The organism is Nocardioides bizhenqiangii (genome assembly GCF_034661235.1).
GTDB lineage: Bacteria > Actinomycetota > Actinomycetes > Propionibacteriales > Nocardioidaceae > Nocardioides > Nocardioides bizhenqiangii.
This window is the reverse complement of record NZ_CP141059.1, coordinates 3,164,513-3,178,358: the sequence shown is the minus strand read 5'-3', so window position 1 is coordinate 3,178,358 and position 13,846 is coordinate 3,164,513. Positions and strand designations below refer to the sequence as shown.

The 13,846-nt window shown below is 70.1% G+C and carries 13 protein-coding genes; 7 read left to right on the top strand and 6 right to left on the bottom strand.

Translation table 11 applies throughout. The annotated features are described in order from the left end of the window. Nucleotides 1–145: 145 nt before the first annotated feature. Together SHK19_RS15490 and SHK19_RS15485 are read left to right on the top strand one after the other, a co-directional pair. Nucleotides 146–682: a class F sortase gene (locus tag SHK19_RS15490; protein ID WP_322936774.1), complete on the top strand. Its 537-nt coding sequence runs from the start codon at nucleotides 146–148 to the stop codon at nucleotides 680–682. 557 nt (nucleotides 683–1,239) lie between these two features. After that, a complete protein-coding gene (locus SHK19_RS15485) occupies nucleotides 1,240–2,994 on the top strand; it encodes an ELWxxDGT repeat protein (RefSeq protein ID WP_322936773.1) in 1,755 nt (584 codons plus the stop codon). Here SHK19_RS15485 and SHK19_RS15480 read toward each other — a convergent pair. Together SHK19_RS15480 and SHK19_RS15475 are read right to left on the bottom strand one after the other, a co-directional pair. Continuing rightward, on the bottom strand, nucleotides 2,973–3,989 hold the full coding sequence (locus tag SHK19_RS15480; RefSeq protein WP_322455886.1) for an NADP-dependent oxidoreductase: 1,017 nt from the start codon (nucleotides 3,987–3,989) through the stop codon (nucleotides 2,973–2,975). The two genes, SHK19_RS15485 and SHK19_RS15480, sit on opposite strands and share 22 nt — an antisense overlap. Next, complete coding sequence (locus SHK19_RS15475) at nucleotides 3,986–4,597, bottom strand: TetR/AcrR family transcriptional regulator (RefSeq protein ID WP_322455885.1); 612 nt, start codon at nucleotides 4,595–4,597, stop codon at nucleotides 3,986–3,988. The genes SHK19_RS15480 and SHK19_RS15475 overlap by 4 nt, the downstream gene beginning before the upstream one ends. A gap of 183 nt (nucleotides 4,598–4,780) precedes the next feature. On the opposite strand from SHK19_RS15475, the gene SHK19_RS15470 reads away from it, so the two are divergent. Together SHK19_RS15470 and SHK19_RS15465 are read left to right on the top strand one after the other, a co-directional pair. Beyond that, entirely contained in the window at nucleotides 4,781–5,671 is an 891-nt protein-coding gene (locus SHK19_RS15470; RefSeq protein ID WP_322936772.1) for an alpha/beta fold hydrolase, read from the top strand. Between the two features lie 282 nt (nucleotides 5,672–5,953). Continuing rightward, complete coding sequence (locus tag SHK19_RS15465) at nucleotides 5,954–6,814, top strand: alpha/beta fold hydrolase (RefSeq protein ID WP_322936771.1); 861 nt, start codon at nucleotides 5,954–5,956, stop codon at nucleotides 6,812–6,814. Between the two features lie 45 nt (nucleotides 6,815–6,859). Here the strand turns inward: SHK19_RS15465 and SHK19_RS15460 are convergent, their stop codons facing one another. The 3 genes from SHK19_RS15460 to SHK19_RS15450 all read right to left on the bottom strand — a co-directional run bounded on the left by SHK19_RS15460 (nucleotide 6,860) and on the right by SHK19_RS15450 (nucleotide 10,146). After that, nucleotides 6,860–7,354 (bottom strand): GGDEF domain-containing protein, encoded by a 495-nt coding sequence (locus SHK19_RS15460; RefSeq protein WP_322936770.1) that lies wholly within the window; start codon nucleotides 7,352–7,354, stop codon nucleotides 6,860–6,862. Between the two features lie 147 nt (nucleotides 7,355–7,501). Then, complete coding sequence (locus SHK19_RS15455; RefSeq protein WP_322936769.1) at nucleotides 7,502–9,391, bottom strand: FtsX-like permease family protein; 1,890 nt, start codon at nucleotides 9,389–9,391, stop codon at nucleotides 7,502–7,504. Then, nucleotides 9,388–10,146 carry an ABC transporter ATP-binding protein gene (locus SHK19_RS15450; RefSeq protein ID WP_322936768.1) on the bottom strand — a complete coding sequence of 253 codons (759 nt, stop codon included), beginning with the start codon at nucleotides 10,144–10,146 and terminating at the stop codon, nucleotides 9,388–9,390. Before SHK19_RS15450 ends, SHK19_RS15455 begins: the two co-directional genes overlap by 4 nt. 108 nt (nucleotides 10,147–10,254) lie before the next feature. On the opposite strand from SHK19_RS15450, the gene SHK19_RS15445 reads away from it, so the two are divergent. The 3 genes from SHK19_RS15445 (at nucleotide 10,255) to SHK19_RS15435 (ending at nucleotide 12,999) form a co-directional block, all read left to right on the top strand. Further along, nucleotides 10,255–11,514, top strand: a complete 1,260-nt coding sequence (locus SHK19_RS15445) for a sensor histidine kinase (protein WP_322455879.1) — start codon at nucleotides 10,255–10,257, stop codon at nucleotides 11,512–11,514. After that, a complete protein-coding gene (locus SHK19_RS15440; RefSeq protein ID WP_322455878.1) occupies nucleotides 11,493–12,152 on the top strand; it encodes a response regulator transcription factor in 660 nt (219 codons plus the stop codon). The genes SHK19_RS15445 and SHK19_RS15440 overlap by 22 nt, the downstream gene beginning before the upstream one ends. Before the next feature lie 139 nt (nucleotides 12,153–12,291). Continuing rightward, nucleotides 12,292–12,999 (top strand): VC0807 family protein, encoded by a 708-nt coding sequence (locus SHK19_RS15435; protein WP_322936767.1) that lies wholly within the window; start codon nucleotides 12,292–12,294, stop codon nucleotides 12,997–12,999. A 25-nt stretch (nucleotides 13,000–13,024) separates the two neighbouring features. Here the strand turns inward: SHK19_RS15435 and SHK19_RS15430 are convergent, their stop codons facing one another. Further along, entirely contained in the window at nucleotides 13,025–13,816 is a 792-nt protein-coding gene (locus SHK19_RS15430) for an IclR family transcriptional regulator (protein ID WP_322455876.1), read from the bottom strand. Between the last annotated feature and the right edge of the window lie 30 nt (nucleotides 13,817–13,846).

Genomic DNA, 13,846 nt, shown 5'->3' with positions numbered 1-13,846 from the left:
GTCTCATGCCCGTCGCTCGCCGGCGAACCCCCAGTGGTCCCGGCTGGCCTGTGCTGCCGCGACGGCTCTTGTGACAGCGGCGTGCGCGCAGGCCCCGCAGCCGGCCGTTCCGGAGTCGCGCGACCGCTCTGCCGAGACGCCGGCCGTGGTCGAGGACGAGCCGGGCGGCACGGCGCGGGCCCGGGTGGCGCCGCCGGCTGGCTCGCAGGTGGTGGCAGAGCCTCCCGTGCAGCTCGAGCTGCCGGGAGGGGCAGTGCTCGCCGTGGACCCGGTCGCGACCGAGCCGGGCGGGGCGCTCGCCCTTCCGGAGTCCGTGCATCGGGCCGGGTGGTGGGAGGGCAGTGCCAAGCTCGGAGACCCGTACGGCGCGATCGTCATCGCCGCCCACGTCGACTCCTTGGCCGACGGCGTCGGCCCGATCGCCGAGCTGCTCGACGCCGTGCCGGGCGATGTGGTGCGGCTCGAGTCGGTCGGACTGGGCCAGGCGTACACGATCAGCCGGTCGGTCCTCGTGCCGCGCACGGACCTGGCCGTCGAGCGCCGGGCGTTGTCCTTCACCGGTCCGCGGCGGCTGGTCCTGATCACCTGCGCCGGCCCCTTCGACCAGGACCAGGGGGGGTACCGCCACAACCTCGTCGTCGTGGCCGAGCCGCACGGGCCGCTCGAGCGCGACGGAGAGTGATCCACCCCGCAACGGTTCGCGGGCCCATGCTTGTCTGCCGGGCGGGTATCGGCCCCATGAGCCGAATCGTGTTGATCACGGGGACGCCAGCGGCATGGACACCAAGCAGCTGGCGGGCCGGGCGATGACTGACGACGAAACACTTGCGCGATTCGCTTGTGACTTGGAGTGATCAGGCGGACTCTGGTTGGAAGCGTCACATTCCGCCGCGCCTCGGTTGACCCGAGCACGACGGTGCTTGGTGAGGGGAGACGCATGGCGACATCGAGGCTCGCGCCCTGTGCGACGGCACCGCTCTTCGTTGCAGGGCCATGGCCAGGCGCGTCCGGGACTGCGCCGCCCATCTTGCCGTGGGGGACCTGCATGTCGTGGTGCGTTCGGGCCTGGGAGTGGTGGGACCAGGGGACACCGCGGCCGGGGTCGGAGAAGTTTGATCAGGACGGGTGCCGGGGATGAGCCAGCGACGGCGTCGGGTGAGGGAGAAGTCGGTTCGCTCGCGTGTTGCGCGGGCGAAGACGCTGCGTCGTCGTGCTCGCGGGGCTGCGGCGAGAAGGGGCGTGACCGCCGTGACGGCCGCGGTCACCCTGGCCGGCGTCGGGGCGTCCCCGGGTACGACGGCCCGCGCAGACGTAGCCGAGAACGCCGGGGTGGACGCCGCGAACGCTGGTCTCTGGCTGCTGCAGTGCGACGCGCGCTCGCCGGGGAGTCGACCCTCCCAGTTCGTCGATGTGGGTGGGACGTTGTTCTTCACTGTCGACGACGGCGTCCACGGTGAGGAGCTGTGGAAGTCGGACGGCACCCGGTCCGGCACGGTCTTGGTCAGGGACATCTATCCTGCTGAGGACCCTTACGGCAACTACGGTCCCTCCGGGCTTGTCGACGTGGGTGGGACGTTGTTCTTCGCCGTCGACGACGGCGTCCACGGAGAAGAGCTGTGGAAGTCGGACGGCACCCGGTCCGGCACGGTCCTGGTGAAGGACATCTCTGCTGGGAACGACTACGGCCCCGCCGGGCTTGTCGACGTGGGTGGGACCTTGTTCTTCGCCGCCGAGGCCGACTCGGGCGAGGCCAAGTTGTGGAAGTCGGACGGCACTCGGTCGGGCACGGTGCTTGTCAAGGACGTGTCTCCCCGGAGCAGTGGCGACGACTACGGCTACGCCGAGCTGGTCGATGTGGGTGGGACGTTGTTCTTCACCGCCGACGACGGCACCCATGGTTTGGAACTGTGGAAGTCCGATGGCACTGAGGCCGGAACAACCATGGTCAAGGACATCCTCCCCACCGACGACTACTACTCCGGCCCCTCCGGACTGCTCGACGTGGGTGGGACGTTGTTCTTCACCGCCGACGACGGCATCCATGGTTCGGAACTGTGGAAGTCGGACGGCACCGAGGCGGGAACGGTGCTGGTCAAGGACGTGAAGCCGGGTGACTACTACAGCAACGCAGAGAACTTCGCCGACGTGGGCGGGACGTTGTTCTTCTCTGCCAGGGACGGCGTCCACGGCCAGGAGCTGTGGACGTCGGACGGGACGGAGGCGGGCACGATGTTGGTCAAGGACATCCACCCTGCAGCCAGTCGGAGCAGCTCGCCCTACTCCCTCACTGACGTGGGTGGCACCTTGTTCTTCACCATCGACGACGGCACGCACGGTCATGAGCTGTGGCGGTCGGACGGCACCGAGGCGGGCACAGTCCTGGTCGAGGACATTCGTCCCGGCGAGGACAGATACGGCCCCTACGGGCTTGTCGATGTGGATGGGACGCTGTTCTTCACCGCCAGGGACGGAACTCATGGTCGTGAGCTGTGGCGTTCGGACGGCACGGGGGCGGGCACGGCGCTGGTCGAGGACCTCCGCGCCGGCGGCCGCGGCAGCTTGCCCGACTACCTGACCGACGTGGGAGGGACGTTGTTCTTCTCCGCCGTGGACGGCGTCCGCGGCGAGGAGTTGTGGAAGTCGGACGGCACCGGGGCGGGCACAGTCCTGGTCAAGGACATCAACGCAGGCGGTGGGTTCACCGTCGCCTCAGAGGGACGGGCCGACACCGCCAGGGGCACGATGAAGGTGAAGGTCAGAGTCGCCGGCGATGGAAGGCTGGTGGCACGACCGGTCGCGGGGTCCCTGTTGCGGACCTCGGTGGTCGATGTCGCCTCCGCAGGCACGACCACGATCGTGCTGCGGCCGACCAGGGCTGGGATGAGGATCCTGCGGGAGAACGGAAGGCTGCGGGTCAGGGCCCGGTTCACCTTCACCCCGTGTAACGGCGCCGGCAGCAGCGTGGTCCACCGCTACACGCTGCGGTTGGAGTGAGCGGACCGGGTGATCACGATCTTGCCGTTGGCCTTGCCCTGCTCGACGTACGCCATGGCGTCCAGGGTGTCGTCGAAGTCGAAGGTCCGGTCGAGCATCGGCCGAAGACTCCCGTCGTCGTACAGCCCGGCCAGTGTCTTCAGCTGCGATCCACTGGCCCGCATGAAGAAGAACGAGTAGCGGACCCCCAGCTTCTTCGCGCGGCGACGGATCTTGCGACTCAAGACCGCCATGACCGGCTTCAGCACCGGCTTGCCGAGCTGGCCGGCGAACGCCGGGTCCGGCGGGCCGACGACACTGATGGCCAGACCACCGGGCTTGAGCACGGTCAGCGACCGCTCCACGCTGGCCGGTCCCAGGGAGTCCAATACGACGTCGTACCCGTCGAGCAGTTGGGCGAAGTCCTGCGACGTGTAGTCGACCACCTCGTCGGCCCCGAGGTTACGGACCTTGTCGATGTCCTTGGTGTGGGCCGTCGTTGCGACGTGGACGCCGAGGTGCTTGGCGACCTGGATGACCGTCGAGCCGAGCCCGCCCGCTCCGGCGTGGACGAGAACCTTCTGGCCGGGCTGGACATCCGCGACGTCCACGAGAGCCTGCCAGGCCGCGAGCGCCACGAGGGGCACCGCCGCGGCTTCCTCGAACGACAGGGAGGCAGGCTTGATCGCGATGTCGTCGGCATCGATCGCGATGGACTCTGCGAACGTGCCGATGCGGAGGTCGCGTGCGCGGGCATAGATCTCGTCGCCGACGCTGAGGTCTCGTACGTCGGCGCCGACCTCGGTGATCACCCCCGCGACATCATGGCCGAGCGCGAACGGCCGCTTGTACGTCAAGAGCTGCTTGAACTCGCCGTCGCGCACCATCTTGTCCAGCGGGTTGATGCTCGCCGCACGTACGTCGACCAACACGTCATGCGGGCCGATCGCGGGGGTGGGGATCTCGGCTTGCACGAGTCCGTCGGGCCCGTAGTGGGTGACGACGAAGGCCTTCACTCCGACTCCTGGTCGATCGAAGTCGCGGGCGTCCGATTGGCCACGATGGCCAGGGCACTCGCGTGTGCCGCGGTCAGCACCTGAGCCGAGAGGTCGCGGTCGGTGACCGCGCGGGCGAGCTGGAGCGAGCCGACGAGCAGCGTGAACAGGCCGATCGCCCGTTCCTTCGCGAGCTGCGCGTCGCCGTCGTCGAGGTGCCGCGCGATCGCCTCGATCATCGATCGGGCGCCGTCGGTGTAGGACTGCCTGGTGGCGTCGTCGCAGCGTCCGATCTCATCGAGGAGTGCCGCCGACGGGCAGCCGCCGGCCGAGTCGTCGCGGTGCGTGGGGGAGAGGTACTCGCTGAGGAACGCAACGACGGACTCGACACCGGCCGGCAGCGCATTGACGCGCGCGACCTGGTCCTCGAGCTGTTGAGCGACGACCGATGCGACGAGGTCGTCCTTCGACCGGAAGTGGCCGTAGAACGCACCGTTCGTCAGGCCGGCGTCTGCGACCAGGGTTGCGATCCCGGACCCGTCGATGCCATCGCTCTTGAACCGACGTCCGGCGGTCTCGAGCATCCGCCGCCGGGTCGCTTCCTTGTGCTCGGGGCCGTACCTCGCCATGACCTGCGTCTCCTTCGGTTGCGCTTTCGCCCACAATAGCATTATGGTCGTAATAGTACGAATGTACCTCAATGGCGTCGCATTGACGCTCCCCGGCGCGGCCGCACCAAGGACCGCCGGATCCTCCACGGCCTGTCCCGCCGCGATCAACGCACAGCCGCAATCCGCCCGAAGGAAGACCCCATGACCACCTGGCAGACCACGCCCACCAAGACGATCGACGTGGACGGGACCTCGTTCGCCTACCGCGAGCTCGGGGAGCCGACCGGCGTCCCGGTCGTGTTCCTGCACCACTTCACGGCCGTGCTCGACGACTGGGACCCCCGGGTCCTCGACGGCATTGCTGCGCAGCACCACGTGATCGCGTTCGACAACCGTGGCGTCGGTTCGACGGGCTCCCGCGTCCCCGACGACATCGAGCAGATGGGTGCCGACGCGATCGCGTTCATCAGGGCGCTGGGACACGACGAGGTCGACATCTTCGGCTTCTCGCTCGGCGGAGCGGTCGCGCAGATGGTCGCACTGCAGGCGCCCGACCTGGTCCGACGAATGGTGCTCGCCGGCACCGGCCCCCGCGGCGGCGGCGGCATCTGGAAGATGCCGTTCATCGTGGGCGGTGCGTACGCCAAGGCCTTCGCGACCCGCAAGGACCCGCGCCACTTCCTGTTCTTCCCCCGCAACACCGAGGGGAAGAAGGCTGCGAAGGAGTACTTCGGTCGCCTCGCCGAACGCACCGAGGACCGCAGCCGACCGATCTCCTGGCAGGCGGGCCTTGCCCAGCTGCGAGCCATCACCGCCGGGGGACTGCACGCCCCCGACGACCTGTCGGTCATCAAGGCGCCGGTCCTCGTCGCGAACGGTGACCACGACCTGATGGTCGCGAGCGAGCACTCCGCCGACATGGCCCGTCGCTTCCCCGACGCCAAGCTGGTCGTCTACCCCAACTCGGGTCACGGCGGGATCTTCCAGTACCACCGGGAGTTCGTTCCCGAGGTCCTCGCCTTCCTCGCCGACCGATGCGCCTCTGAGCCACGGCGGACCCCCCAGGCGAAAACGACGAGCGCGAAGGAATGACATGCCATCCGTCCTAGTGACCGGTGCCGGCCGAGGGATCGGTCTGGCCGTCGCAGCGCACCTTGCCGGCAACCGCACGCTCCTCGGTCGCATGCCGAAGCTCGCGGGCAATCCCCGCAAGGTCGTCAGGGCAGTCGATCGCGCACTCACGTCCAGACACCCCAAGCGTCGCTACCGGTGCGACAACCTCAGTCGTGCGCAGCTGGCGCTCGTCTCCGTCACCCCGACTGCCGTCAGCGATGCGGTATTCGCAGCCACCACCACGTCACAAGGAGAATCATCATGAGCGCCACCAGCAACGAACCCGTCATCACCGCCTATGCCCAGGCACCTGCTCGTAGCGTCAACGCCGGCGGCGTGACCTACGCCTACCGGGAGCTGGGCCCGAAGGGCGGCATCCCCGTCGTCTTCTTCGTGCACCTCGCTGCGACCCTGGACAACTGGGACCCCCGCATCGTCGACCCCATCGCAAGGAACCGGCACGTCATCGCTTTCGACCAGCGCGGCGTCGGAGCGTCGACCGGGCGAGTCCCGGACACGATCGAGGAGGCGGCCGATCACGCCTACGAGTTCATCTCGGCGCTCGGGCACGACAGGATCGACGTCTTCTCGTTCTCGATGGGCGGCATGATCGCCCAGGACCTGATCGTCAAGCATCCCGACCTGGTCCGCAGGCTCGTCCTGACCGGGACCGGGCCGCGTGGCGGCAAGGACATCGACAAGGTCGTCGGCGTGACGTACTGGGACGTCCTCCGCGCCACCGTGACCCGGTCGGACCCGAAGGAGTTCCTGTTCTTCAACCGCGACGCAACCGGCAAGTCGGCCGCGAAGGCGTTCGTCAAGCGGCTCGAGGAGCGCACGGTCGACCGCGACCAGCCGATCGGCGTCAAGGCCTTCCGGACCCAGCTGAAGGCGATCCAGAAGTACGGCCGCTCCGCGCCCTCGGACCTGTCGACGTTCACCCAGCCGACCCTGATCGCCAACGGCGACCACGACCGGATGGTGCCCTCTGTCCTGTCGGAGGACCTGCACCGCCGCATCAACGGCAGCGAGCTGATCATCTACCCGAACTCCGGCCACGGCGGCGTCTTCCAGTACCACGAGAGGTTCGCCCCGACCGCCGCCGCGTTCCTCGCCGACTGACTGCCCCGCCCTCGAGTCGGGTCCGGCTCGAGGGCCGGGTCGCATCTAGTCCGGGTGATCGTGGTTGGTCGGCGGCGCGTGCCACGCCCAGTCGTTGCCGCCGGCATCCCGGACCCGCTCCGCGGCGTGCTGGGCCCGGTCGAGGAGGTCCTCCGCCTGCTCCGAGTGAGCGGGGTAGACCGCGCCGCCGACACTGACCGTCACGTTGCGGCGTCGGTCGGCGGTGCCGATGGTCATGACCATGTCTTCGACGAGCTGCTCGACGCGCGCGGAGATCGACGTCGCGGCGCGAAGGCTCGGCAACAGGATGGCGAACCGGCCCGGTGCGATGACACCGACCGCATCGCTTGCGCGGCTCCAGTTGCTCAACCGCTGCCCGACGCGGACGAGGAGCTCGTCACCGACGCTCTGCCCGAGCGTTCGGTTGATCTGCTCGAGCTCGTCGAGCTCGACAACGAGAACCGCGACGTAGGTGCCATCGAGCCGCGCGTCGTCGAACGCGGCATCGAGCCGGCGGACCAGCAGCTCCCTGGACGCCAAGCCGGTTGGATCGAGCAAGAGTCCCCCATGTTTGTCCTCGCAAAACGACGCGCGACCGAGGCGCAGTGCTGGGGATCATACGGTTCGATGGATTCGGACGACCACGAAACGTCCGCCCGGCCGTCCGCGTCCGCGGAGTTGTGCCTGCTAGGCGCCGGCCCTGAGAGTCGAGCGGCTGCCCGCGAGGGCGCCGACGACGACGAGTCCGGCGCAGGTGGCCGCCACCGCGGCCAGCGGGAGCCACGGCAGGGTCATCCCGACGTCGGCCACGTCCGCGGTGGTGACCCTCCGGACCAGCCAGCCGACGAAGCCGGTCACCAGCCCACCCACGAGCAGGGCCGCGACTCCGACCAGGCCGGCCTCCCAGAGCGCCATCCGACGCAGCTGGTCGGGCGTGGCGCCCAGCAGCCGGATCGCCCGCACCTGCCGACGACGCTGGGAGGCGCTGATCAGGATGGTGTTGACGATCGCGATCGCCGAGTACAGACCGGCGGGCCCCAGGAGGACCATGAGCCCCAGGTTGTTGGCGGCCCGGGCGTCCTTGTCCACCTGCTCGATCCAGGCGTCCCGGTCGAGCACCCGGCTCGACGTGCCGTGCAGGCTGGCCTCGACCGAGGCCCGGGCCTCGCTCACCGAGGTGCCGTCGTTGGGTACCACGAAGAACAGCTCGGGGGCGACCTTCCTCAGCTGCTCCGCGACGAGGTCGTCACCCACGACCAGGTCGCCGTACAGGTCGGGGGCGTCCTTGACCACGGCGACGATGCGCAGCTCGACCTCCTTGCCGTCCACCCGCGCGTTGACGGTGTCGCCGAGGTCCTTGCCGGAGTCCGACCTCCAGGTCTCCGAGATCGCGAGAGCGGCACCGTGCAGGTCGTCGAGATCGCCTCGTACGGCGTGCAGCCCGCGGGCGTCGGCCGCTGCGCCGACGTCCACCGCTTCGACCTCCTCCAGCTCGCCCTGCACCCGCAGCTGCACCGGTTGCCGGGCGTCGGCGACCGCCACCGTGGGGTCGTCGTCGAGCGCTTCGGCCACGTCGGGGCTGCCGGCCTCCACGACGAGCGGAGCTGCCAGCTGCTCGCGGTCGAGGGCCGTGGTCCAGTCGGTGGTGAAGCTCAGCGCCACCATCATCGAACCCGCGATCGACGCCATGGCCATGATCGGCGCGGCCAGCGAGGCGGGCGTCCGGGCGGCGGTGCGCACGTGGTCGCGGGCCAGTCGTGCACTGACGCTCTTGCCGACGAAGGGACGCGCGAGCAGGCCGGCCAGCGCCGGAAACAGGATCCCGCCGAAGCACATCAGACCGATCACGATCACCTCGGGCAGCAGGATCGCGGTGACCAGGATGAACAGCGGCTCCATCCGGGTGCTGAGCAGCGTGACTGCCACCACCGTCCCGACGCAGCACAGCCCGATCAGCACCTGCCACACACTGAGCCGGCGGCGCTCGATCGCGGCCTCCTGCAGCGCCGCCACCGGCGCCACCCGCGCCGCGCGTCGCGAGGCCCGCCAGGCTCCGACCAGCGCCACACCAGCACCGGCGGGCGCGGCGATGCTCCAGGCCAGCCACGGCGCCGGGGCCTGCAGGTCGAGGTCGGTGACACCACGCCACCGGAGGAACCAGATGACGGCCGGGAGCACGGCGGTCGCGGCGGCGCAGCCGGCGACGGTCGCCAGCAGGGCCACGATCGCTGACTCGCCCAGCACCATTCGGCGTACCTGCCGTGGTGTCGCTCCGATCAGCCGCAGCAGGCCGAGCTCCTGGCGCCGCGTGGCGACCACGAACCCGAACGTGCTCGCCACCACGAACATCGCCATGAACAGCGACACCGCAGCCATGAACCCGAACATCGCCGCCAGGTCGTCGAGCTGGGTCTGCTCGACAGCGTTGACCCCGGCCTGGGACTTGGTGGTGTCGATCGAGGCGATCAACGACACGGTGGTCGCGATCAACAGGATGCCGCAGGTGAGGGCGACGAACGCGCCGGCGTAGGGGCGCCAGGTCTGCCGGACGGTCTGCCGGCTGAGCGAGAGCATCATCGCTCGAGCTCGCTCATCGCCGCGGCGATGCTGGTGGCATCGGCCTGGTGCAGGCGGCCGACGATCTGGCCGTCGGCGAGGAACAGCACGCCGTGCGCGTACGACGCCGCCAGCGGGTCGTGGGTGACCATCACGACCGTCTGGCCGTGGTCGTCAGTGAGGGACCGCAGCAGCTCGAGCACCTGGCGTCCGGAGCTGCGGTCGAGGGCTCCGGTCGGTTCGTCGGCGAACAGCACAGCGGGCCGGGTGTGCAGGGCCCGCGCGATGGCGACCCGCTGCTGCTGACCACCCGAGAGCTCCGGCGGCCGACGCGTGGCCAGGCCGTGCAGTCCCACCTGGTCGAGCGCCCCGAGCACGGCGGCGCGGTCGACCCGGATGCCTGCCAGGCGGGCCGGCAGCGCCACGTTGTCGTACGCCGTCAGTGCGTCGAGGAGGTTGTAGGCCTGGAACACGAAGCCCATGGAGGTGCGCCGCAACCGGGTCAGCTCGGTCTGGCCGAGCTGGGACAGGATGCGGCCGGCGACCGTGACGTCGCCGCGGGTGGGTCGGTCGAGTCCGGCCGCGACCTGGAGGAGGGTGGACTTCCCAGATCCGGACGGCCCCATCACTGCGGTGAAGGTGCCCTTCGTGAAGGCGTGGGTGACGCCCTGCAGGGCCTGCACGTTGCCGGATCGGGACCGGTAGGTGCGGGTGATGCCATCCAGGGCGACCGCGATCGAGGTGTCGGTGACCGGAGGAGAGAGTGTGTTGGACATGGTTCAAGTCCACCGGCCCGGAAGCGGTCGCACACGGGCTCGGAAGCGACATGCGGGGTAGCGCGTGCGCTACCCCCCGGCGCCGCTGTTGCTTCTAGGGTCGAGGACATGAGCCCCTACCCGGACGCGTGGACGGCCGTCCGGGGAAAACCGTGGCGGTTCCTCTTCTCGGTCTGGCCGTGGCGGTCGCTCGCCTACCTCGCCACCACGGTGCCGGTGGGGCTGGCGACCCTGGCCGTGCTGTTCCTCGTGCTCGGGGTCGGCCTGCTGACGCTCGTGGTCGTGGTCGGTCTGCTGGTCCTGGCCGGGGTGCCGCGGGTCGCCACCGTGGTCGCCGAGGTCGAACGACGGCGACTCGGGCTGGTGCTGCCCCATGCGATCCAGCCGCGCTCGAGCACGCTCCGGGAGAGGCTGCGGGCCGGGCGGATCCTTCCCGTCGCCTGGCCGGAGGTCGGGTACGCCGTGCTGCTGGCAACCATCCTCTGGGTGCTCGACGGGGTGGTGCTGAGCTTCGTGATCACCACGCCGGGTGTCTTCCTGCTGGCTCCGTGGCTCGTGGAGATCGACCAGGTCGCGATGTTCGGCTGGCAGATCGAGGGCACCCGCGAGGCCTGGCTCGTGGCCGTCGGCATCGGGCTACCGGCACTGGTCGTGTCGGCGTACGCGATCACGGCGCTGGCGGCCGCGCAGGCCGCGCTCACGCGGCTACTGCTCGACCCGCAGCCAGCTCGGCTGGCGGCGGCGGTGGCCGAGCTGCGCCGCTCCCGCGTCGGCCTCGTCGACGCGTTCGAGAGCGAGCGCCGGCGGATCGAGCGGGACCTCCACGACGGCGTCCAGCAACGGTTGGTCGCGCTGACCATGACCCTCGGCCGGGCCGAGCTCGACGTGCCCGAGGGTCCCGCCCTCGACCTCGTCCGCGAAGCGCACCAGCAGGCCGAGGGAGCGCTGGAGGAGCTGCGGTCCACGGTGCGCGGCATCCACCCGCGGGTGCTGACCGACCACGGGCTCGCGGCGGCGGTGCACGAGATCGCCGACCGCTCGCCGGTCCCGGTGCACACCGAGATCGCTCTCTCCACGCGGCTGCCCGCGCCGGTCGAGACCGCGGCCTACTTCGTGGTCAGCGAGGCGATCACCAACGTCGTGCGGCACTCGTCCGCGCGCTCCGCCCAGGTGCATGCCTGGATCAACGGCGGCAGGCTGGTGCTGACGGTGGTCGACGACGGCGTCGGTGGTGCCGAGGTCGGCAACGGCACCGGCCTGGCGGGACTCGCGCTCCGGCTCGAGGCGCTCGACGGCCGGCTCCAGGTCAGCAGTCCAGTCGGCGGTCCGACGGAGGTGAGGATGGAATGTCCGGTCGACGCAGGCTGAGGGTGGTCATCGCGGAGGACGCCGTGCTCCTCCGCGAGGGACTCGTCGGGATCCTGGAACGCGCCGGCCACGAGGTGGTCGCGGCCGTCGACGATGCCGACGCGCTGCTGGCCTTCGTCGCCCACACCACGCCCGACGTCGTCGTCACCGACATCCGGATGCCGCCCGACCACTCCGACGAGGGCCTCCGCGCCGCCGCCGCGATCCGGGCCGCCCATCCCGGCATCGCGATCATGGTGCTCTCGGCGTACGTCGCCGACGCCTACGTCGCCGAGCTGCTCGACTCCACCCCTGGTGGCGGGGTCGGCTACCTGCTCAAGGACCGGGTCGGTCACGTCCGCGAGTTCCTCGACAGCCTGGATCGGGTCGCCGACGGCGGCACCGTGGTCGATCCGCAGGTGGTGCGCCAGCTGCTCCAGCGCCGCCGCACCGACGGTCCGCTCGCCGCGCTCACCGAGCGCGAGCACGAGGTGCTCGCGTTGATGGCCGAGGGCCGCACCAACGGCTCCATCGCCGAGGTACTGGTCGTCAGCGAGGCCGCGGTCCGCAAGCACGTCGGCAACATCTTCGCCAAGCTGCACCTCGAGCCGGGCTCGGACCGCCGGGTCTCGGCCGTGCTGGCATACCTGCGCGGCTGATCTGCAGACGGCGGAGGGTCGCGGCCGGGTCGCGTACAATGAAAGTGCCGAGGAACCCGCAGACGCCGAGTATCCGTCGTCTTTTCGCGGTGATCGACTTTCAGGCCCGGCCGTCGGACGGCTGGCAGGATCGGTTCTCTTGGCTTCACACATCGCGCCGTCCGTCCTGACCCGCGCCGAGTCCCACCCCATTGCCGAGGAGCCGCACCGTCCGAGGCTGCTGGCGGTGATCCGGCGGGTCTCGATGAGCCTGCTGATCGCGGTCGTCGTCCCGGCGGTCATCTTCTACAGCGTCTTCGTGCTGGCCGGTGTCTGGCCAGCGATCATCGCCGCGCTCGCCTGGTCGTACGGCGCGATCGCGTGGCGGGCGGCAACCAAGCGGCGGGTCTCCGGCCTCCTGGTCCTCGCCGCGATCCTGCTGACGGGCCGGACCTCGCTGTCGGTGGTCGCGGACAGCACCTGGCTGTACTTCCTCCAGCCGATCATCAGCGACAGTGTCGTCGCCGCGTTGTTCCTGCTCTCGCTCGCCAGCACCCGGCCGATGGTGGCGCGGCTGGCCGGTGACTTCTACCCGATGGACCGCGAGCTGGCGTCCCGCCCGCGGGTCCGCCGGTTGTTCTGGCACCTGACCATGCTCTGGGCGGTGCTCGGGCTCGCCAAGGCCTCGATGACCCTCTGGCTGCTGCAGTCGCAGTCGCTGGACACGTTCGTGCTGGTGAAGAGCGTCGGCACGTTGACGATCAACGTGCTGGCCGCGTTCGCGACTATCGGGCTAGCGGCGCTGGTCGCCCGCAAGGAAGGCCTGCTCGGTCCGACGCGCCTGGTCATCGCCGGGCTCCGCGTCTGACCTCGGGGACGCGGTTGCGCCGCGGTCAGCGGACGACGGTGTGGTCCTGCTCGAGGGAGAGACGGGCCTTGACGCTCAGCAGCGTCTCGATGATCAGGTCCTCGCGGCCGCCGTCGAGACGGCTCATGGGCACGGCGACGCTCAGCCCGTCGACGGTGGGACGGCCGAAGGGGAGGGCGACGCCGAAGCAGCGCACGCCGACGCAGGACTCGTCGCTCTCGGCGGCGTAGCCCAGCCGCGCGGCGTCCTCGATGATCGTGAGCACGGCGTCCCGGTCGGTCACCGTGTGCGCGGTGATCGGCGCGATGTCGTGGGGCACGAGGCTGGCGCGGACGTGGTCGGGCTGCTCGGCCAGGATCGCCCGGCCGAGGGCGGTGGAGTACGCCGGCAGCCGCCGACCGACGGGGGAGTGCATGCGCAGGGGGTGCACCGACTCACGCTTGGCGGTGTAGATCACGTGGTTGCCGTCGAGGCGGCCGAGGTTGACCGTCTCCTCCGTGGCCGCAGAGATCTCGTCCATCACCGCCGCGGCGCGGGACAGCACCGGGTCGCCGGTCAGGTAGGCCGAGCTGACCACCAGCGACCGGATGCCCAGCCGGTAGACACTGCCGGTGGGATCGGTCTGGAGCCAGCCGCGCTCGGTCATGGTCCGCAACAGCGCGTGCAGGCTGCTCTTGGGGATGTTCAACCGCGTCGACAGCTGCAGCTGGGTGCCCGGGCCGTTCGCTGCGATCTCGTCGAGCAGGTCGAGGGCACGAGCCGCCGACTTGACGGGTCCGGCAGCACCGTTGCCGGACGTCGCCTTCTGGAGCTGCATCGCAACGCCTCCTGATCACGGGATGCGGAC